19 protein-coding genes are annotated in these 21608 nt (G+C 42.6%); 12 read left to right on the top strand and 7 right to left on the bottom strand.

All coding sequences use genetic code 11. The features are described from left to right. Positions 1–207 precede the first annotated feature (207 nt). On the bottom strand, positions 208–1458 hold the full coding sequence (locus tag ACSYSN_RS06595) for an MFS transporter (RefSeq protein ID WP_491712060.1): 1251 nt from the start codon (positions 1456–1458) through the stop codon (positions 208–210). 115 nt (positions 1459–1573) lie between these two features. Between ACSYSN_RS06595 and ACSYSN_RS06590 the strand changes: the two genes are divergently transcribed. Together ACSYSN_RS06590 and ACSYSN_RS06585 are read left to right on the top strand one after the other, a co-directional pair. Then, a complete protein-coding gene (locus ACSYSN_RS06590; protein WP_491712059.1) occupies positions 1574–2428 on the top strand; it encodes a helix-turn-helix domain-containing protein in 855 nt (284 codons plus the stop codon). 315 nt (positions 2429–2743) lie between these two features. Continuing rightward, positions 2744–3715: a ribose-phosphate diphosphokinase gene (locus ACSYSN_RS06585; RefSeq protein WP_317637231.1), complete on the top strand. Its 972-nt coding sequence runs from the start codon at positions 2744–2746 to the stop codon at positions 3713–3715. Positions 3716–3804: 89 nt separating this feature from the next. Here the strand turns inward: ACSYSN_RS06585 and ACSYSN_RS06580 are convergent, their stop codons facing one another. Continuing rightward, positions 3805–5163, bottom strand: coding sequence for an HD domain-containing protein (locus ACSYSN_RS06580; protein ID WP_491712058.1), 1359 nt, complete (start codon positions 5161–5163; stop codon positions 3805–3807). 440 nt (positions 5164–5603) lie between these two features. Between ACSYSN_RS06580 and arcA the strand changes: the two genes are divergently transcribed. From arcA to murA, 9 genes are all read left to right on the top strand, one after another. After that, positions 5604–6848 (top strand): arginine deiminase, encoded by a 1245-nt coding sequence (gene arcA, locus ACSYSN_RS06575; RefSeq protein ID WP_491712057.1) that lies wholly within the window; start codon positions 5604–5606, stop codon positions 6846–6848. A 34-nt stretch (positions 6849–6882) separates the two neighbouring features. Next, the gene (gene argF, locus ACSYSN_RS06570) at positions 6883–7929 is read left to right on the top strand and encodes an ornithine carbamoyltransferase (RefSeq protein WP_317637222.1); all 1047 of its coding nucleotides are present in this window, start codon (positions 6883–6885) and stop codon (positions 7927–7929) included. After that, positions 7929–9362: an arginine-ornithine antiporter gene (gene arcD / locus ACSYSN_RS06565; RefSeq protein WP_491712056.1), complete on the top strand. Its 1434-nt coding sequence runs from the start codon at positions 7929–7931 to the stop codon at positions 9360–9362. Before argF ends, arcD begins: the two co-directional genes overlap by 1 nt. A gap of 19 nt (positions 9363–9381) precedes the next feature. Beyond that, on the top strand, positions 9382–10323 hold the full coding sequence (arcC, locus tag ACSYSN_RS06560; protein WP_491712055.1) for a carbamate kinase: 942 nt from the start codon (positions 9382–9384) through the stop codon (positions 10321–10323). A 123-nt stretch (positions 10324–10446) separates the two neighbouring features. Next, positions 10447–11166 carry a PucR family transcriptional regulator gene (locus tag ACSYSN_RS06555; protein ID WP_491712054.1) on the top strand — a complete coding sequence of 240 codons (720 nt, stop codon included), beginning with the start codon at positions 10447–10449 and terminating at the stop codon, positions 11164–11166. Between the two features lie 263 nt (positions 11167–11429). Then, positions 11430–11834 carry a DUF1934 family protein gene (locus ACSYSN_RS06550; RefSeq protein WP_317637217.1) on the top strand — a complete coding sequence of 135 codons (405 nt, stop codon included), beginning with the start codon at positions 11430–11432 and terminating at the stop codon, positions 11832–11834. A gap of 44 nt (positions 11835–11878) precedes the next feature. After that, complete coding sequence (gene rpoE / locus ACSYSN_RS06545) at positions 11879–12415, top strand: DNA-directed RNA polymerase subunit delta (RefSeq protein WP_491712914.1); 537 nt, start codon at positions 11879–11881, stop codon at positions 12413–12415. A 122-nt stretch (positions 12416–12537) separates the two neighbouring features. After that, positions 12538–14157, top strand: coding sequence for a CTP synthase (gene pyrG / locus ACSYSN_RS06540; RefSeq protein ID WP_491712053.1), 1620 nt, complete (start codon positions 12538–12540; stop codon positions 14155–14157). Between the two features lie 127 nt (positions 14158–14284). After that, on the top strand, positions 14285–15559 hold the full coding sequence (gene murA, locus ACSYSN_RS06535) for a UDP-N-acetylglucosamine 1-carboxyvinyltransferase (RefSeq protein ID WP_317637214.1): 1275 nt from the start codon (positions 14285–14287) through the stop codon (positions 15557–15559). 384 nt (positions 15560–15943) lie between these two features. Here the strand turns inward: murA and ACSYSN_RS06530 are convergent, their stop codons facing one another. From ACSYSN_RS06530 to ACSYSN_RS06520, 3 genes are all read right to left on the bottom strand, one after another. Then, the gene (locus ACSYSN_RS06530; protein WP_491712052.1) at positions 15944–16573 is read right to left on the bottom strand and encodes a hypothetical protein; all 630 of its coding nucleotides are present in this window, start codon (positions 16571–16573) and stop codon (positions 15944–15946) included. A 104-nt stretch (positions 16574–16677) separates the two neighbouring features. Next, the gene (locus tag ACSYSN_RS06525; RefSeq protein ID WP_491712051.1) at positions 16678–17154 is read right to left on the bottom strand and encodes a hypothetical protein; all 477 of its coding nucleotides are present in this window, start codon (positions 17152–17154) and stop codon (positions 16678–16680) included. A gap of 42 nt (positions 17155–17196) precedes the next feature. Next, on the bottom strand, positions 17197–17610 hold the full coding sequence (locus ACSYSN_RS06520) for a hypothetical protein (RefSeq protein WP_491712050.1): 414 nt from the start codon (positions 17608–17610) through the stop codon (positions 17197–17199). Positions 17611–18472: 862 nt separating this feature from the next. Here ACSYSN_RS06520 and scrK point away from each other — a divergent pair. Continuing rightward, positions 18473–19345, top strand: a complete 873-nt coding sequence (gene scrK / locus ACSYSN_RS06515; protein WP_491712049.1) for a fructokinase ScrK — start codon at positions 18473–18475, stop codon at positions 19343–19345. 254 nt (positions 19346–19599) lie between these two features. On the opposite strand, the gene ACSYSN_RS06510 is transcribed toward scrK, so the two are convergent. After that, positions 19600–19704: a putative holin-like toxin gene (locus ACSYSN_RS06510; RefSeq protein WP_491712048.1), complete on the bottom strand. Its 105-nt coding sequence runs from the start codon at positions 19702–19704 to the stop codon at positions 19600–19602. Between the two features lie 253 nt (positions 19705–19957). Beyond that, positions 19958–21373: a C69 family dipeptidase gene (locus ACSYSN_RS06505; RefSeq protein WP_491712047.1), complete on the bottom strand. Its 1416-nt coding sequence runs from the start codon at positions 21371–21373 to the stop codon at positions 19958–19960. Between the last annotated feature and the right edge of the window lie 235 nt (positions 21374–21608).

Below are 21608 nucleotides of genomic sequence, written 5' to 3'. Positions count from 1 at the left end.
GTAGCAAACAAAGAGTACCAAAATCACGCTAAAAATTTAAAGTTTCCAGCCTTTGGCGCTGTATTAGCCGCGGTTATTTTGGAGGTTCAAAGTTTCTTTTGTTCATGATAAGGTGTAAATATCTAGATTGTTTAGTCTCTTTATTTTGGGGTAGGATGACGAATATTATCAATAAGTTATCAATAAAAAATTCTTAACAAGTCTCCACTAACTATCTTTTACTTCCGCGGTCTGTTTGCCAGCCTTGCTATTAAGCATTACTTTCAAGGTAACGGCGAAAACAATCAGGCTGAAGCCTAGAATCCCAGATAAAGCATAGTTGATACCAACAGCTCCAGCAATACTGGTAAAGATAGTGGTCATGAGGGGGCCGGCAATTACCAAAATGGTGTTTAATAAACCAACCGAAGAAGACAGGATTTGCCGATCGACCGAAGTTACTAGCCATTGCGTTAACTTGGGACTTGCGGTCCCAATGGCGAAGCCTAGGATTAAAATGACAATGGTGCTCTTGCATAAAATGGCGCCGGCCATGCCACTACTAATCAGAGTAGCGAGCAAGGCAATTTGAAATAGTGAGGCTTTTTTTAAAAACTTAGTTCCTAACGTACTCCCCAGAGCCATACCGCTAGCAATTAAAGCATTAATCAGTGCCAAAGTGAAGCTAAAACTGCCAATTAGCATGTCTTTATTACCGGCCAAGACAATTGAGATTAGGGGTTCAACTGAACTGAGCAGTCCATTGAGCATGGCAATTACCAAGACAATGGTTAACAGGCCGCGGGCACGCTTGACCTGCTTGAGTGAAGAGGTAATGGTTGCAAAGAAGTTCTGCTCGTTGACGGCGGCAACCTGGTCTTGGGGTTGCTGCTTTTTTACATTAGCAGCAATGTTGGCAAAGAGTAGTCCAGCAACTAAAAAGGTCAGTGCGTTGATTATGGCCAATCCCGAATAAGACATGAAGAGCAGGAGACCAGAACCGACGAACTGGGCGACCATTGTAATCACTTGGGAAATGCCGGAAGACAAGCCTTGGGCTTCGGCCATTTCGTCTTTTCCGACTAAGTCGACAATTAAGGGTGTCTGGAGGCCGCCGGAGTACATCCCGGACAGGTCGGAAATAAAGTTAATGCCGATGACCATTAGCACTAGGTCCCAACCAGCAATATTGGTGACAAAGAGCACCCCAACTAACAGATAGAGGGCAAAACGAAGTAGTGCAAGCCAGACGATGACCCGGTACTTGTTCTTGGTCCGGTCTGCCAGGTAGCCACTAATACTCTGAATCAAATCTGGCAACGCCTCGGTAATGGTAATTAGCGAAAGGGCCAAAGTGTAGTTTTGCAGTCTGCTGGCGTAAGTCATGAGTGCCAGGTAGAAGAGAATATTACCGGCATTGGATAGCCAGCCAGCAATAGTAAACTTGCGAAAATTTTTGTTCTTTAAAAAAATATCCATAATTTTAGCTCCTATTTCATAAATTTTATGATATTTTAATTATATTTGTACTATAATTTTAACTAGCTGAAATGTCGTATTTGACATTTTTTAATCGAATAAGAAAGAGGAAGCTATGTCAATTGGAGAATTGTTGCGGCAGTATCGAATGGAGCAAGGTAAGACCCAGAAGGAGTGGACAGGTACTACGGTCAGTCCGTCATATTATTCCAAGGTGGAAAAGGACGTCCACCGGATCACGGTTGTAGATCTGCTTGAAATCCTGCGGGCCAATGATGTGAATCCCCTGGACTTTTTCAGTCGGTTAAACTGGGCTGATCAGGTTAAGGATAGCCAGAGTCGGGAGCTTGCCCGATCTATTAATGAGGCCTACTATCAAAATGATGAGGCGAGCTTGCAGAGTATTAGGGCGTCTGTTGAGCGTAGCAAGTTAACCAACAAGGAGCAGCAACTGCTGCTCCTTGATGAAACTATTGCTGCAGTTAAAGATGATCCTGAGCTGTTGGACCAGGACCAGCTTCAAAAAGTTAAGGAAGAGATCTTTAATTCGGACCACATTAATGAGCGGCAGTTAAGACTGTTTGCTAATCTAGTTCCATACTATGACCTGGACGGCAATTTGGTGATTGGTAGACGATTGCTTGAAATTTTTTGTCATGATTCAAAGGTAAGTATTAAAGAGGCTCTACTGGCGATGAGCGAGAACATCATAATTAAGTGCATTGAGCAGAACAGATATGCGGATACTAGCTTTTTCATTCAGGCTGCCGATGCGATTACCATTGTCCCAACCTTGTTCTTTTATAAGAATGGCTTGATTTTGCTAGAAAATATGGTCGCCTATCATGATGATCAGCGATCAGAATATTTGGCTAAATGTCAGCTGGCCATTAACAATTTCACCTTATTGGGGCTGCCAAAGTTTGGCGCAGAGGTCCAAAAGTTTTTTAATAAGTATAAAGTCCAATGAATTTGGAGCTTATAATGCACTAACTGGTCTTTGGCGACAAGTCGTTTACGGATAATCTTAATCTGTTTGTTCCTCATACAGCCAGTTATACCAAGAGAATGTAGAAATATTACTTGCTGGAAGTTGTCAATCCCAAGACAAAAAAGTAGCCGGTGAAAGTAGTGCTTTTCTATCTATAAATAGAAAAAAGGCGACATATCTGGGCGTAAAGGCTTGAATGTCACTAGCTAAAGTTGAATAATGGTATAAGAGATAACTTTTTCGACCAACTTTTGGTAAAATGAGATGTTGTAACAGTTTTTTACGGAGGAAATTATGTCTTATAAAGACAATATGATGTTGTTTGCCCTTAATTCGAATGTGCCGCTTGCTGAAAAAATCGCCAAGCGCGTTGGGATCTCGCTCAGCAAGTCCAGTGTGCAACGCTTTAGTGACGGTGAAATTCAAATTAACATTGATGAATCAGTGCGGGGCAAGGACGTATACTTGATTCAGTCGATGAGTGTGCCGGTTAATGATAACCTGATGGAGCTGCTCATTATGATTGATGCCGTGCGGCGTGCTAGTGCGCAAACCATCAACATCGTTATTCCTTATTATGGTTATGCCCGCCAAGACCGTAAAACAAGGCCTCGCGAACCGATTACTGCCAAGTTAGTTGCTGATATGCTGCAAGAAGCAGGTGCCACTCGAGTATTGTCACTTGACTTACATGCACCCCAGATTCAAGGATTCTTTGATATTCCAGTCGATAACTTGATGGGTGCTCCGCTCTTAGCAGATTATTTCTTAAGTAATCACCTTGAAAAGGATGCCGTAGTTGTTTCGCCTGACCACGGTGGTGTAACTCGAGCACGGAAACTGGCCGAATTTTTGGGTACCTCGATTGCCATTGTGGATAAGCGTCGGCCCCGTGCCAATGTCGCCGAAGTTATGAATATTATTGGCGAGGTTAAGGGTAAGCGTGCCATCATTATTGATGACATGATTGATACTGCTGGAACGATTACGCTAGCTGCACAAGCATTGATTGATGCCGGCGCAACTGAAGTTTATGCCAGCACCACGCACGCTGTTTTATCAGGTCCAGCAACCGAGCGGTTGAATAATTCTCCGATTAAAAACTTGGTACTGACTGATTCAATTAACCAACCAGCAGAAAAGAAGTTGGACAAGACCTTACTTGTATCTGTAGGACCACTTATTGGGGATGCAATTAAATGTATTCAAAAGAATGAGCCGCTTAGCCCATTGTTCAATACCAGATATGAAGAACATAAACACTAATTTCCTCAAAAAATGATACCGTAAATAAACCTGCTTTTTAACAAAAGCAGGTTTTTTGTTGATGTTGTAAAACGAACTAGCTAATCCTTTTACTTTTTTGGTCTTCTCAAGTAGCGCAATTCACCATTTTTTACATAGCGTTGAAATTGCTGATAGAGCGGATCAAAGATTTGCACATCGATACTGCTTGACATCATGACCTTGGGAAAGAAGAAGCGTTCATCCCCTTGCAAAGTACCGTTGAGGGCGCGGACTAGGGGGCTTAGTTGGGAGAGTTCAATCAGTTGACCGTCATCCTGCATGATCTCAATTTGGCTGTTAGCGTTTTTGCCGCTCGGCTTATATGCATCATAAGGTTCATCGAAAGCAGAATTGGTATCAGTATAATAAGTTGGATCGAAACCAGCCTGTTTGATTAAGTCTTTCATTTTGGGCAATAAGTTTCTGGTTTCGTCAGCGATACAAACACTAGCCAGCGGCTTCCGGTATAGATACCGGCTGGTCAAATCGGCCAAAATCGGATCGGCAGAATCGGTCCACATTGAAAAGTTGGTCTCCATTACACCATCGTTTAGCTTGAGGTAGTCATCCAGGGTCCAGGAACCAGCTAGAAATTTAGCTAAGCTAGGTGTTACCTGTAAATTGCCTTGCTGGTAAATGATTTTGGCGCGCTCCAGCAGGTGCTGCAGGATTACCTCCATTGAGCGGCCCACCCGGTGAAAGTATACTTGCTGGTACATTTGATAACGTGAAACAACGTAGTCTTCAACGGCATGCATGCCGGCCATGGTGAAGCAGATTCCTTCATTATAAGGCCGAATCTCCTGCAAGATCCGTGACAGGTCAAACTCGCCGTAGGTCACGCCGGTGTAGTAGGCATCACGTTGTAAGTAGTCCATCCGATCAGCATCGGCTTGACTAGAAATCAGCTTGACTACCTGTGGATCGGGGTAGGTTTTAGCAATTACACTAGCCACTAACTCGGGAAAATTAGGTGCCACCTGACGCAAAACTTGGTTTGTCTCGGTAGATGGATCGGTGATGATCTTTTGACCGATTTTTTCGTGGTTGGTGCCAAAAAGATGCTCAAAGGTATGCGAGTACGGACCGTGGCCAATATCGTGGAGCAAGGCAGCACATTCAACTAGAAGTCGGTTGCCATCATCCCAAAGGCCATCTCCAGATGTACGTGATGGGTATTTTTCAGCAAAAATATTGCAAATGCGGCGGGTCAGTTCATAAACACCTAGGTTGTGCTCAAAGCGAGTGTGGGTAGCACCGGGAAAGACATAGGCAATGGGACCTAACTGCTTGATGCGCCGCATACGTTGAAACTCTTTGGTTTTTAAGATATCTAGGATTACTTGGTCTTCAATGTGAATATATTCGTGCACAGGATCGCGCAAAACAACTTCTTGGTTTAACTTGGTATTTTGAAATTTAGTCATATAAATTCCTCGGAACTTGAGATAAAAATGCTTTTATTAGCTAAATTATAGCAAACTTACGGTTATCGTGTTACTGTGACCACTAATTTGTGGATTTGATGAATGTAATTAGAAAAGCGACTGCTAGCAGTCGCTTTTTATTTTGTTAAGTTAATAACAAGTATTTATTAAGAGAATTACCAGCTTATTTTATGATTTTAAAACTTCAGTTGGTAAAAGCAAGAATTTCTACATAAAAGTGGTAAGTCCTGCTACAACGGTTATTAAGCCCTTGTGTTTGACTCTTGCTGGTGGGATGATTTAGACAAATTATCCAAATGGATAAAAAAGTCTATCAAAAATGCCGTTTTACTAAAAAAGCTAATTTGTGATAATAATCTCGTGAATTAGAGAAAGCGCTTTTACCAGAATTCACGGTTGGTAGATAAGGAGAAGTAATTATGAAAGATCCCGCAATAAATGTTAATTCGGAAATCGGGAAATTAAAGACAGTATTACTAAAGCGACCAGGGGATGAAATTGAGAATATTACCCCTGATTCGATGGAAGAGCTTCTTTTTGATGACATCCCATACTTGAAGATGGCACAAAAAGAACATGACTGCTTTGCTGAAACCCTCAGAGAAAATGGGGCTGAAACACTGTACATTGATGAATTGGCCGTTGAGGCGCTTTCGCAAGATGAGACAGTTAAGCAAAAGTTTGTTGAGCAATATCTTAGTGAACATAACTATGGTGAGGGCGTAACGCATGATATCTTGCGGGAGTATCTCACGGGGTTAACTGTTCGCGAGATGGTTACTAAGCTTTACAGCGGAGTTCGGCGTAACGAACTAGACATTCCCTTAAAAGACAAGGCTTTACACGATTTGGCTGGTGGGGATGCAAGTAGTCCTTTCCTACTTAACCCGCTTCCTAATGCATACTTTACCAGAGATCCACAAGCGTCTATTGGTTCAGGCCTAACAATTAATCACATGACTTTTAAGGCACGGCGCCCAGAGTCATTATTTACTGAGTTTGTGATGGCCTATCATCCGCGCTTTGCTGGCCATGTCAATGTTTGGCGTGACCGCAACCATGACACTCGGATTGAGGGTGGCGACGAATTGGTCTTGAGTGACCATGTTCTGGCAATTGGTATCTCAGAGCGGACGTCCTCTAGGACAATTGAGGCACTTACCAAGGAGCTTTTCACAAGTAGTGATAGCAAGTTTGATACTGTGGTTGCAGTTGAGATTCCGCATAACCATGCGATGATGCACCTGGATACTGTTTTCACAATGGTCAACCGTGATCAATTTACAGTTTTCCCAGGAATTATGGACGATGCTGGCAAGATGAACATATTTGTCTTAACACCAGGCGACAACGGCAAAATTAAGATGGAACATCACACCGACTTAACTGAGACGCTCAAACAAGTTTTGCACTTGTCAGAACTTGACATGATTCTCACTGGTGAAGGTGATGCGATCGTGGCGCCACGGGAGCAGTGGAATGACGGTTCAAATACACTGGCAATTGCCCCAGGTGAAGTAGTTACCTATAACCGTAATTATGTCAGCAACGAGATTCTACGTAAGCACGGCATTACTGTGCATGAGGTAATTTCAAGTGAATTATCTCGTGGTCGTGGTGGTCCGCGTTGTATGTCACAACCGCTGTGGCGTGAAGATTTATAGGTTTTAGTAAGTAAATAGTAAAGGAAAAAATGACATGACGATTAATTCAGTATTTCAAGGACGTTCATTGCTTGCAGAGAAGGACTTCACTCCTGCAGAAATTCAATATTTAGTTGACTTCGGTCTGCACTTGAAGACAATGCAACACGAGAATATTCCCCACCGCTACTTAGAAGGTAAGAATATTGCTCTCTTATTTGAAAAGACTTCAACTAGAACCCGTTCAGCTTTTACCACTGCTGCCATTGAGTTAGGTGCGCACCCTGAATACTTAGGTTCCAATGATATTCAACTTGGCAAAAAAGAATCAGTAGAAGATACTGCGATTGTTTTGGGTCGGATGTTTGACGGAATTGAATTCAGAGGATTCAAGCAATCTGACGTTGAAGAATTAGCACAGTATTCAGGTGTACCAGTTTGGAACGGTTTGACGGACGAGTGGCACCCTACCCAGATGATTGCTGACTTCATGACTATTAAAGAAAACTTTGGTCACTTACGTGGCTTAACGCTTTCCTTTATTGGTGACGGACGTAACAACATGGCCAACTCACTGCTGGTTACTGGTGCAATGCTTGGCGTAAACGTTCATATCGTTGCTCCAGAAGAATTACATCCAGCACAAGAAGTTGTTAACTTGGCTAATAAGTTTGCTGCTGAGTCTGGTGCACAATTAATGGTTACTGCTGACATTGATAAGGGCGTTAAGGGCTCTAATGTCTTGTATACCGATGTTTGGGTATCAATGGGTGAGTCTGACTGGGAGAACCGGGTGAAGCTCCTCAAGCCTTACCAAGTTAATATGGAAATGATTAAGAAGACGGGCATGGGACCGGATGATTTGATCTTCATGCACTGTTTGCCAGCTTTCCATGACGTTAAAACCGAGTATGGTAAGGATATTGAAGAAAAATACGGTATTACTGAAATGGAAGTTACCGATGAAGTTTTCCGTAGTCAATATGCACGTCAATTTGAAGAAGCAGAAAACCGTAAGCACTCGATCAAGGCAATCATGGCTGCCACTTTAGGTAACCTCTTTATCCCTGCTGTTCCCCCACTTGAGGATGCAAGAAAATAATGGCTGAAACAAAGGAAAAAGGAATTGCACTTCCCGCCTTAATTGCTTTGGTAGTGAGTTCTGCAATCGGATCAGGGATTTTCGATTTACCTTCTACTCTAGCTAAAGCAGCGACACCAGGCGCGGCATTGCTGGCCTGGGTCATTACTGGAATCGGAATTTTGGCCCTGGCTTTGAGCTTGAATAATCTGGTTCTTAACAAACCAGAACTGACCGGGGTGTCGGATTATGCTCGAGCTGGCTTTGGCGACTTTGCTGGTTTTATCTCCGGTTGGGGCTACTGGCTGTCTGCTTGGCTGGGTAATGTGGCCTTTGCGACGATGTTGATGTCGTCATTAGGCTACTTCTTCCCGCCACTGAAGTCGGGTAACAGCATAGCGGCAATCATTGTGGCTTCGGTTATTTCTTGGGCGTTGACAATCCTAGTCACGCATGGAATAGAATCTGCTGCCTTTATTAATGCAATCGTGACGGTTACCAAGATGATCCCGATTTTTGCATTCGTAGTAGTTGCCATTCTTAATTTCAAAGCGGGTGTCTTCACCAGTCACTTTTGGGTGAACTTAGCTACCAATATTAGTGGTAGCATAACTTACTCTAATGCGACTCCTGCTGGTATTTTTGACCAGGTTAAGGGTTGTATGATGGTGATGATGTGGGTTTTTGTCGGCATTGAAGGGGCTACGACGATGGCTGCCCGGGCTAAGAAAAAATCGGATGCTGGTCGAGCAACCATTATTGGCTTGATTTCACTACTAATCATTTATGTTGTGGTTTCCATTTTGCCATATGGTTACTTACCACTTTCCAAGCTTCAGACAATGCGTAACCCGGTCCTGCTCTACTTATTTAGAGATATGACCAATTCGTTTGGTGGTGCTTTTATCGCTATTGGGTTAATCATTTCTATTCTTGGGGCGTGGCTGTCGTGGACTATGCTGCCAGTTGAGGCTACTTCTCAAATGGCCAAGCAAGATTTACTCCCTGAGTGGTTTGGTAAGCTGAACAAGCATGGTGCGCCAGCTAACTCACTCTGGTTAACAGAGGTTTTGATTCAGCTGTTCCTCATTACCCTGCTGTTTACTAACCAAGCATACAATTTTGCATACTCGCTGTGTACTTCAGCGATTGTGGTTTGTTACGCATTGGTTGGGGCTTATCAGCTTAAACTAGGGTGGCAAAATAAAAACTTCAAGACAACCCTTGCCGGTTTAATTGCTCTAGTGTTTGAAGTGATGGCGATCATCTTTTCAGGCTTGCAGTATTTGTGGCTCTGTACAATTGCTTATGTAATTGGCTTTGTCCTGTACTACCGCGCCCGCAAAGAAAAAAGTCATCCGATTAGCAAGTTGGAATGGTCTTTAATGATTATCATCTGCTTGTTAGCGATAATGGCAATAATTGCCCTGGTAATGGGAAAAATAAAAATATAGAAAGTATGGAATTGAAAGTATGAAAAGAATTGTTGTTGCATTAGGAGGTAATGCAATCTTAACGGATGATCCTTCGGCACAAGCACAGCAGCAGGCACTGATGACAACAGCTGGTTATCTGATGGACTTTATTGCTCAGGGTGATATTCAGTTAGTGATTACTCATGGTAATGGTCCTCAGGTTGGTAACTTGTTGTTGCAGCAACTTGATGGCAGCACCGAAAAAAATCCGACCATGCCGCTAGATACAGTCGGCGCGATGACTCAGGGTGAAATCGGGTTGTGGCTAGCAAATGCCTTGAATATGAATGCAGATCAACGTAACTTGCCCATCGATGTTATGACGATGTTGACGAGAACAGTAGTTGATGGAGAAGATCCGGCATTTAAGGAACCATCAAAACCGATTGGTCCCTTCTACGAACAAGCTGAACTGGCTGAAATTCGTCAGAAGTATCCAGAATGGCAACTTGTGGAAGATGCTGGACGTGGTTTTAGAAGGGTAGTGCCTTCACCCAAGCCAGTCAGCATTATGGAAACTGACGCTATCAAAACCTTGGTCAACAAGGGTATGACACTGATTGCTGCTGGTGGTGGTGGTGTTCCCGTAGTAAAAACGGAGGACCAAATTCGCGGAGTTGAAGCGGTTATTGATAAGGACTTTTCAGCAGCCAAACTAGCAGAACTAGTAGAAGCTGATGAGTTGATTATCTTGACTGCCGTAGAATATGTTTCGTTGAATTATAAACAACCAAATCAAAAAGACCTGCACCAAGTTTCGGTAGCAGAAATGAAGCAATACCTGGAAGAAGACCAGTTTGCTGGTGGTTCAATGAAACCAAAGGTTGAAGCGGCAGTTTCGTTTGTTGAATCGACTAAGCGAAAAGCAGTCATCACCTCTTTAAATAATGTGTCACAATACTTGACTAATGGTGATGGAACGGTAATCACCCCTAATTAGCAAAATTTATCCAAGCATAATTATTAACGATTTACCTGATTGAGTTTCTCTTTTGTAATTAGCAACACCTATTGATTAAAAATTTATAGTGTAACTATTCCAAAAATATGGGAGAATATGAGTATGCTTGAAAAATTTATGCATGAGTGGTTATATGTTTCAGACTATGATGTTCCAGTTGCTAACAATGGCTTTGATGGTCGGGCTAAGTTAAATGGTGTTGATTTAGACGTTAAGTATGTTGCCTTAGTTGCATCTACTGTTGGCAACAAGTTGCCTGAGTGGCGGCTAGCGTTTAACTTAGACAAAAACAAACGCGTATACGTTGTTCGACCGGATAAGGAAAATGAACTTTTAGCCAACATGCCACGTAATAGTTGTGTTGGAATTGGCAGTCGTCATTTCGACCTTTCAGGGAGCATTAAGGAAGCACTGCTAGCCTTGATGCTGACGAATAAGTTCGACCCAATTGTTCATTATACTGAACTCGCAAACATGTCTGCTATTGTACACTCATCGTTGGATTATCCTGTAATACGAAAAAAGTTAAGCACAATTGACGAAGACACCAAATCGACCTTATGGTTGTATACTAAAAACCAATTGTCGATGTCATCGTTAGCAGAAATTTTAATGGTTCACCCTAAGACAGTGGAATATCGGTTACAGAAAATAAAGTCTGTTACCGACTTTGATCCACATAAGGGGATTGATTTATTGCCATTGACAGTCGCATATTTGAAAGAAAAAACAGAAAATTTACGCATCCTTGAGACTGAGCTGCAGAGCTTTTCCGACGACATGTTGCCGCGGGATAAGACGACTTCAGTCAGTGTCAGTTAGGATGTAAGTCATTAGACATTGATTACATTTTAAAAATCTCCTTACAAATAAAGGTAAAAGCATAAGCTGGTTGATAGACCTGATTATGCTTTTTCCTCGTTAGCTGACACCCATTAAGGGACAGTGAAATTCTGGCTAAAAAATCCCAATTACCTTATACTAGTGGGTAACACTTAATAAGTATTATCTATATAGTAAGTTAGGATTATTAATCTTGTGGCTAGTCAGTCTGATTAGCTTTTTTAGTTTAAAGAAGCAGAGCAATGACCAAAATAAAAGTAGACTTCATTAGTCAAATTACCCAAGAAAACGAAAGCGCAACCTTCCAAAAGACTGGTATTGGTGAACTTAATCAAGCCGCAGGCGTGACTCGGGTGGCTTATTTAGAAGAGGGAAGGGTGCCGGTTAAAGTCTTGATTAGGCAGGATGACGTGATTATCAGGCGCGGATCAGATAATACCGACTATTCTCAGCTTCACTTTAAGCGTGGTGAGCAGAAGGCATGCCGCTATGTAGCGCAAGGCTACCAGATGGATCTCAAAAGTCAAACCAAAGTAATTGAATTTTTTACTAAGAATGATGGTACCCAGCAACTCCAGATTGAATATGACCTCTTCAGTGGTCTATACTTAGTAGGAAATTATGTTGTTACGTTGATTTTTACCTAACCGCCTAGTAAAATAAGAAGAACTGTTAAGAAAGAGGAATGATTGTGGGATTAAACGACTTTAAAGACAAAAATCGCAACGAATTATCAATGATTGAAGTTGCTCGCGCAATACTAGAAGATAACAATAAGAGAATGGCCTTTGCTGATATTGTTAATGCCGTTCAAAAGTTTATGGATGAGAGCGACGAAGAAATCAGGGAGCGTTTGCCCCAATTCTATACTGACATGAACACTAACGGTGAGTTTATTTCAATGGGTGAAAATATCTGGGCCCTGCGTTCATGGTTTCCATATGAATCAGTTGACGAGGAAGTTAACCACCCTGAAGATGAGGATGAAGAAGACACCCGCACACACCATAAGAAGGTTAATGCCTTCTTAGCGAGCGCAACGGGCAGCGATGACATTATTGACTACGATAACGACGATCCGGAAGATGCTGACCTAGACGCGGCTGTGGCCGATGACTTTAGTGCTGATGATGACTTTGAAGATACTGATGACGATGATGATACTGACTTGCCTGATGGCATTGAAGGACAGCTGTCTGAATTAGCTGACGATGATGAAGAGGAATAATTTGCTTGACTTCAAAGCCTAAAATAGATAATATTTAATTTGGGCACCTTATGTGCAATTATGCTCCCGTAAGGGAGCTTTTTTTATTTTTCCAAGTAATTTTAGTAAAAGGAGTTTGGCTAATGATGAAATATATCTTTGTTACCGGCGGCGTTGTTTCTTCTTTGGGTAAAGGCATTACTGCTTCAAGCCTAGGACGTTTGCTCAAAAATCGGGGCTTAAAGGTGACGATGCAAAAGTTCGATCCCTATGTCAATATTGACCCGGGTACCATGAATCCTTACCAGCACGGCGAGGTTTTTGTCACAGATGATGGTACGGAAGCCGATCTCGACCTGGGCCACTACGAGCGCTTTGTTGATGTACGTACCAGCAAGTACTCCAACGTCACCACCGGTAAGATTTATAAGGAAGTCTTGGAGAAGGAACGGCGGGGTGACTACCACGGTGCTACTGTCCAAGTTATTCCCCACATTACCGATATGATCAAGCAAAAAATCATGCGGGTAGGCCTGACCACTGATTCTGATGTTGTTATTTCGGAAATCGGTGGGACAGTTGGCGATATCGAATCAACCCCTTTTATGGAAGCAATTCGGCAAATGCGACGAGAAGTGGGCGAACGGAACGTGATGTACATTCACTGTACGCTTGTGCCCTATTTGCATGCCGCGCGTGAGATGAAGACTAAGCCAACCCAGCATTCGGTTGCCGAGTTGCGAAGTATTGGAATTCAACCCAATATGCTAGTGTTACGTGCCGAAAAGCCAATCGATCAGGAGCACAAAGATAAGATTTCCAACTTTACGGACGTGCCTGTTGACCGCATTATTGAGTCAATCAATGCACCATCGCTTTTCGATTTGCCTTTGTCTTTTCAAGAGCAAGGCATGGACCAGAAAGTTTGCGACTTTTTGCAGCTTGAAAGTCCCAAAAACAAGGCGGATATGACCGAGTGGACAAAGTTAGCTGACCGGACCAAGAACTTGCAGCATACGACTAAAATCACCTTAGTCGGTAAGTATATTGAACTTGAAGATGCATATATTTCAGTAACTGATGCCTTAAAGCATGCGGGCTACCTGTATAATACCAATGTGGTAATTAATAAGGTCCAGGCAGAAGACGTTACTGCTGATAATATCAGCGACTACATGAAAGGGTCTGCTGGCTTGATTGTTCCCGGCGGATTTGGTACGCGTGGCCTGGAAGGGATGATTACGGCAATTAAGTACGCTCGTGAAAACGACCTGCCCTTCCTTGGTGTCTGTCTAGGTATGCAGATGGCAACTGTTGAATTCGCGCGCAACGTGGTGGGGTTAACCGGAGCTAACTCAACCGAGGCTAATCCAGAGACTAAGTATAATGTGATTGATATTATGGCTGACAAACGTGATGAAGAAAATATTGGTGGGACCCTGCGCTTGGGCTTATATCCGGCTGCACTCAAGAAGGGGACGAAGACAGCTGCTGCCTATGACAATCAGGATGTGATTCAGGAGCGCCACCGTCATCGATTTGAGTTTAACAACGAATACCGGGAAGCGTTTGAAGCAGCTGGTATGACTTTTTCCGGAGTTTCGCCTGACAATCATTTGGTTGAAGTAATTGAAGTGCCACAGCATAAGTTTTTCATTGCCGCCCAATATCATCCTGAATTTTTGAGTCGGCCGCAGCGACCAGAAGGTCTATACAAGGCTTTTATTGGTGCTGCATCGGGCTTAACCGAAGAGCGTTTTTAAGCGGCGAATTTGAATAATACAAAATTATGTATATTGCTTGGAGAAGACAGGTTTCAGCCCTTGTGTTTTCGGGTGATTTCCTTTAACATGATGGTAACGAAAAAAATAGAAAAGGATATTTTCGCCAATGAAGCAAATGATAATTCATGGTGGAAAACCCCTGCAGGGTGATGTCTGGATTGGTGGCGCCAAAAATTCAACGGTGGCGCTAATTCCTGCGTCAATTTTGTCACATGCACCGGTGACTTTGGAAGGTGTTCCGAGGATTGCTGATGTTGACAACTTAATGGATCTGCTGAGCGAAATGGATGTCGTAAGTGATTTTCACAAGACTACCCTGCACATTAACCCAGAGAACATTAAGATGAGCCCATTGCCGAGCGGTAAAATCAAGAGTTTGCGGGCCTCCTATTATTTTATGGGGGCCCTTCTTGGCCGCTTTGGTAAGGCAGTTGTAGGTTTTCCCGGTGGGGATGACATTGGTCCTCGTCCCATTGACCAGCATATTAAGGGCTTCGAAGCCCTAGGTGCGATTGTTGAAAATGAAAACGACCAAATAACAATTACTGCTCCAGCTGGAGGTTTGCAAGGTGCAACGATTCACCTTGAAATGCCATCAGTTGGTGCAACGATGAACATTATCATGGCATCAGTTACCGCCCAGGGACAAACGGTTATTGCTAATGCTGCTAAGGAACCGGAAATAATTGACTTGGCGACTTTCTTAAATAACATGGGAGCGGTTATCCGAGGTGCCGGTACGGACACAATTCGTATCGAAGGAGTTGAAAAGATTGCGGCCAAGACACCGCACACAATTATTCCTGATCGAATTGAGGCCGGTACCTATATTTCTCTTGCTGCCTGCATCGGTAATGGCATTTGTATTCATAACATCATCGAGGAACACCTTGACTCATACCTGGCGAAAGTTGAAGAAATGGGTGTCGTGATTGAAGCTGATGAAGATTCACTCTATGTCTATCCGGCCGGTGACTTAAAGATGACGCAAATTCAGACCGGCTCGTATCCGGGTTTTGCGACGGATTTGCAACAACCGGTAACGCCCCTCTTGCTAACGGCTAAGACCGGTGAGGGCGTCATTATTGATCAAATCTACCCTAAACGAGTTGGCCATATTGGGCAGCTACGTAAAATGGGCGCTGATATCCAAGTTGAAGACAATATTATCCTGGTTCATCCGACCGAGCATTTACAAGGTGCAACCGTCTCGGCAGGAGAGATTCGGGCTGGGGCTTGTCTAATGATTGCTGGTCTAATGGCTGACGGTGAAACCGTGATTAATAATGCGGGCAACATTTTACGTGGCTATGATCGAGTAGAGGAGAAGTTACATTTGCTTGGTGCAGATGTAACAATTCAGGATGTACCAGATAAATAAAAAAATTCTGTAAAATTAATTTATTAGTTAATTATTTATTAGTAATATTTAGAAAAAATGGTATAATATAATTCGGAACAGGAGGTTTAGCCTCTAGCTAGACTTTCTGTTGAGCCGTCTATGACGGCAACAATAAGTTATATTAAATAACCCCTAGCTCTGATTATGAGCTACGAAACAAAGCCCTCCATGGTGGAAAAATTCTAGCCTGGAGGGTTTTGCTTTGCTTACCGCTATTTTGCGGGGGAGTACTGTTCTTTGGACAAGAATAAAGCCAGTTGTAAACAAGCAAGGGCAGACTCACGTATTGTGAATCTGCCCAGGAGTGACCGTTAAAACGGTTATTTTTTTGTCTAAAAGGGACAAGTAGGTCATAAAGATAATTTAGGCTCTTAGAATGGTGCCATCAGCGGCCAGAATAGCGATGCGCTGCCGAAGTTTATCAGTGTTGAAAAGCTTCCACCGGCCGCCGCCATGAGGATGGTCGCCTTTGCGGTTATTGGGACGAATCTGTCGGCCGTCGTCTGCTTCTTGTACTTCATTCCCAAAGGCGCCATCGTACTGCTTCAAGAACAGTCCCTGGTGGCTAAGCGATTGTTCGATTACCGACAATCCTTCACCAGCAAGACTACAGAAAATGGTGTCGTAACCGTCTTCAATGCGCATTAGTGAGTATTGGTCGGCGTTCTTAAAGAGAATATTTAAGCCGATGCGGTTGTCAATAATCATTTCTCTAATCAAGTCTGCGAGTTCCTCTGGCAAAAGGTTGCGCTTGTCCTCGCTACTGCCATCTAAAAAGATATTGGTTGGATAATAGTAGCGAATAGTTAGGGCAATAAAAATTATTTTTTCGGCAAAGTCTGGCTTATAGTGTTTTTCTAGATAGTCTGCTAGTTCGGCATATTCCTCCGGAGCGGTGTCCGGAAAGGAAATCGGAACAAAGTCAGCATAGTAGTTACCTTGATTCTTATCCAATAAATTATTAATAAGTTTGAATGATCTTTTTCCGTTCATATTAGGTCTCCTTGTGTTGTTTGAATACAAGTTTGGGAATTATTACTGATCATTTTGTTTGCTTCTTTTGAATTCATGACTTAAATCCTTGTAGCATTAGTTCTTTAATTTTTTAAATATATTCCTTGTTGCCTGACCAATTGCTCGACTAACTTCAAGGCGTTACCAGAAAGATTGCAAAAATAGGTATCGTATTCGTCCTCAATACACATGAGCGAGAACTGGTCTCCATTTTTAAAAATAATATCTAATCCAGACCAATTCTCGATAATTATTTTATGAATGAGTTTTGACAGCTCGTCTAATCCCAGATGGCGCAAATCCTTATTGACTAGATCAGGATAAATGGGTTCTTCAGCAGTATTATCTAAAAATACGTAAGATTCATAGTAATGCATAATGGTAAAAGCAATAAAAACGATTTTGTTAGCAAAGTCTGGTTTATAGTGCTTTTCAAGATAATCGGCTAATTCCGCAAAGTCTTCGTTGGGAAAAGTAATGGGAACAAAATCAATGTAGTAATCGTTTTGTTTTTGTTTATATAGATTATCGATAATATTAAAAGCTTTACTTGATTTCATAAAATAATCCCCTTTACTTTCGTAAAATTTTTCCATTTTCATCTAAAGTGCCAATTCTTTTTCCTTTTTTGTCTTTAAGTTTCCATCTGCTTCCACCGTGAGGATTTCCCGGACTATTATCAGGTTCAAATGACCAACCTTTTTTTCTTTACGAATACCGTCATGCACTTTTTTATAAAACTTTTTCAAGTCAACATAGTCAATTGCTTTTTTCAGCCGTTTCGGAATCTTTTTAGAAATGGCTAAAACGGTAGCTGAAATTCCGTTTTTAATTTTTTTGGATTTGCTTTTTTTAGGCTTGCTCTTCTTAGAAGATTTACTTTTACCTTTGCTTTTCGATGATGATTTAACTTTTTTAGCTGTTCCGTTTTGGAAAGCTTTTCGTGCGATGTTATAGATTGCAGAACCTGCCGCGTAAGTTACGCCACCAATCACTAAAGCACCAGTGGCAGTCATAAGTACTTGTCCCAACCCAGGTACAAAGTAAAGGCCTGCTGCAGCTGGAACAACTGCAGTACCGCCAGTTTTTGTCTTACCTTTCTTAGTTTTCTTCTTACGAGTTAAGGCGCCGGAAGCTTTACTACCTGCTTGACCGGTGCGAGCACTGGTAACCTCTTCACTAGATTGCGCAGCGGCTAGTATTGTTATTAGAAGTTGTACTTAATAACAAGCTAGTTACTAATGCAATAAGTCCACTTTTAAAAAATCTTTTCCTCTTCATGTTATTCCTCCTGGTATAAAACTATATAAAAATATGGCAAGTTTATTTGTAAACTTTTTTGATTATACCTGATATAAAAAATCATTCAATAATATCTTAAAATAAACCATTGCCCCGTCGATTGTTAGCGAATCGTCGGCTATATAATGCAAATAGTTAAAGTGAAAGCTATTTGATTTTTACTTTAACAAGCTTTCACACTAATGATAAAAAATCACACTAACTAACTGAAGAAAAAATTTACTAGAAAATCATGATCAAATCAATGCATTGATAACAGCACTTTGACAAGAATAAAGGCTATTAAAGAATTTTTTCACAGAACAAAAGCGTGAAAAAGAGCCGAAAGTGTTAATTAATTGCGGTACAATGGACCATGAAAGCGATTAATTACAATGGCGGAGGTTCGTATGCTGAAACAAAGAATTCTTGATTTCACTGAACTAGACCTAACAAAGAAATTTTTGAGGTTTGTCAAAAGTTGTAATTTTATTTAGCTGAAAGCTCGCTCCAATCGGATTTTGGAAGACGAGCTTTTGCTTTAAAAAGGCAAAAATCACTATATTATGTATAACAAAAAGCTGAGAGGAGCATTAGATGATATTAGGATCAATTGAGGCCGGGGGCACCAAGTTTGTTTGTGCAATTGGCAATGAAAATTACCAGGTTAAGGACCAGGTGACGATTCCAACCACTAAACCGGCAGAAACACTACAAAAAGTTGCTGACTACTTTAAAGACGCTGGCGTGGAAGCGATCGGTATCGCTTCTTTTGGACCAATCGAAGTGCGCAAGACAGCGCCAAATTATGGCTACATTACGGATACGCCTAAGGCTGGCTGGAGCAATACTGATTTTGTGGGTTTCTTGAAAAAGACGGTTGATGTGCCGATGTATTTCACGACTGATGTGAATGGCTCAGCCTTTGGTGAGTATGTGATGGCACAACTAGCAAACGAAGATGTTGATTCGCTGGTTTATTATACAATCGGGACCGGTGTTGGCGGAGGAGCAATCAATAACGGTAAGCTTGTTGGTTCTGCTGGCCATCCTGAAATGGGCCATGTTAGGGTAAAGCGTCATCCGGATGACTTGGACTTTGCTGGTATTTGTCCCTTTCACCAGGATTGCCTGGAGGGGCTTGTGTCTGGACCAACTTTTGAGGCGAGAATGAATAAGAAGGGCCAGGAAGTTCCCCTGAGTGATCCCGTTTGGGACATCATGAGCTATTATGTGGCTCAAGCAGCTCTTCAGGTCACACTAATCTTGCGCCCGGACAAGATTGTTTTTGGGGGCGGTGTTACGAGCGTGGACTTCTTGCAAAAGGTACGCCGTGATTTTGCTGAGTTGTTGAACGGCTACGTCCACGTTCCCCCACTTGATCAATATATTACCTTGCCCGAGATTAGCAATAACGGCTCTGCGACCGTTGGTGACTTTGCGCTTGCTAAACGGATGCTCAGAGAATAAGGGCATTACTTTAGTGATGATGAACCTGTCAGACTTTGGCACTTGAAAAATATAATCTTTGGGTAAATTTTGATAGGATAAATACAAGTATGGCTCTTGAATCTAAGCACTTGGCAGTGTATTGCCAACCATGCTATAATGTGAAATAGAAAAGGCAGTTGCTCGTAAGTACAACTGCCTTCAGCAGAGCCGCTCAAGGCGGTGGCTGCTAATAGGTTAATTAAATAACCGCTAGCTCTGCCAAGCTAAGGCGGTTATTTTTTCGTCTGATTGTTAATCAGATTCACTACTAGAGCAATTAAGTTGATGAGTAAAACACCAACGCCAATTGCTAGTTGCAAAGCATCCTTAACAGACACTTCAAGCTACTCCTTTCAGCTGGATTTTGGGCTTTTGAGTGCAAATGCACCATCAGCACCACCTCCTTTTGCTTAAGAAATAGCCACCGACCTTAACTTCTCCGCTAAATTAATTATACAAAATCAAGAAGTAGATAGCTATCCCTGGTTCCTTATTTATTGCGTCTGCTTTGATAAATAAGTGTGTTATTCGTAAAAATTCAAAAAATAGCGACAAGTCTAATCACTTGTCGCTATTTTTGGTCTTAAAAAGTTAGTCTAATAAATCAAATTTCAAGGTCATCAGGTTGTGACCTTCGTTAACCATGTTGCCGAGTAGTTCTACGGTGTTGTTGTAAACTTGGTCGGCCATTTTCTGGTTAGCTGCGGTCAAGGCTTCCGCTGCTGCTTCAGCAGAGAGAGCTGTGACCTGACGATCGGTTTCGTTTTGAATGAAGTGGCACTGGGCTAGCGATTTCTGTTCAAAGTCGGTTTCAAGTTCGCCATAGACCTTGAAGTTGGTGTCGCCGAGTTGAGCCGCTAACTTGTTGAGCCAGAAAATCTGCTTGAGGTCAAACTTGGGACCAGTTTGGAAGCAGGCCGGAGTATCCTTAACGTTGGTGTAGAACGGCACCATACTGTTGAAGGTATTCGGTCCAAAGCAAAGCCACTGCACACCAGCTACTTCGTCAGGCACATTGTTGCGGACTTGCAGGATGTGGGTCTCGAAGTTGCGGTTGAGACCGACGGGTCTAAAGGTCTTCTTCTGCTCGGGCGTACCCTGGTCGCCGTATGGATCATATGGCGTGTCCTGGTAGTGGGAACTTTCAACCCACTTAATGTCTTCAATGCTAATCTTGCGGTTGGCATGGCAGATAAATGGCTGGTCTTGGTCACTGGGCTGGCCCCCAAATTCTGGGTCAAAGTAATTGTGGACAAACCAAGCACGCGGGTTATTGTAGTGGGCATCCTTAATCGTTGAACTACCAAAGATGTGCCGCATGTTGTAACCGTTGCGATCAGGGTTCAGCTGATATTCTTTGATCAGCTTTTCTAAGCCTTCAGCGGCCATGAAGCCGTCTTGACCAAAGTGAAATTCATCAATGTTCAACCGGTTAGGGGCAACGACATAGGCATCATCGGGAATGCGGCGGGCAATCCAGTGGTGGCCACCGATGGTTTCGAGGTACCAGATTTCATCATGGTCGGCAAAAGCCATCCCATTCATTTCATAAGTACCGTATTTTTCTAGCAGGTAGCCCACGCGCTTAACGCCGTCGACCGCCTTGTGTAAATAAGGCAGGGTCAGGGTAACGAAGTCTTCCTCACCGAGCCCCCCTTGATCAACCAGGGGGTCGATGCCCTGGATACGGGCATTAGTGGTAATGGTTTCGGTTGCGGTCATGGCCACGTTAGCAGCATTAATGCCGGCAGCAGCCCAAATGCCACTTTCACCGGACACGTCAGGCGCACTAGTGTAGCGCAACGGATTAGCTGGCAAATCGGCATCATCAATCTTCTGGTGACTGATGACACTTTCGTAGTGCTGGGGTTGTTTGTCTGGGGTTACCAGCTCAAAGCCCTCGGGAATAATCTCGCGGCCGCCGTCCTCACTTCTGGCTATCATCGTTGAGCCGTCAAGAGAAGCATCCTTGCCGACTAGAATTGTCGTACATTCTGTTTGTTTCATAAAAATTGGTCCTTTCAAATTTTCTTATTTCCTATTGTATTAGAAAACAGCGGGTGTTTGCAAAGATCTGGCGTAATCTTGCTTAAAATATTTCTGCTAGTTGAACAAGGCGAAGTAATTTCGGATTTTCGGGCAAGGAGCTCGTTTACTGCTTCAACTTTGACCACTTACTCAGCAAATGCGACCGCTTACTAAAATGAGCTAGCTTTTATAAAAAGCTTAACGTTTAATAATT

It is taken from the genome of Lactobacillus sp. ESL1191, from assembly GCF_058504435.1.
The sequence above is the reverse complement of the archived record's forward strand: the minus strand, read 5'-3'. Positions and strand labels throughout refer to the sequence as shown.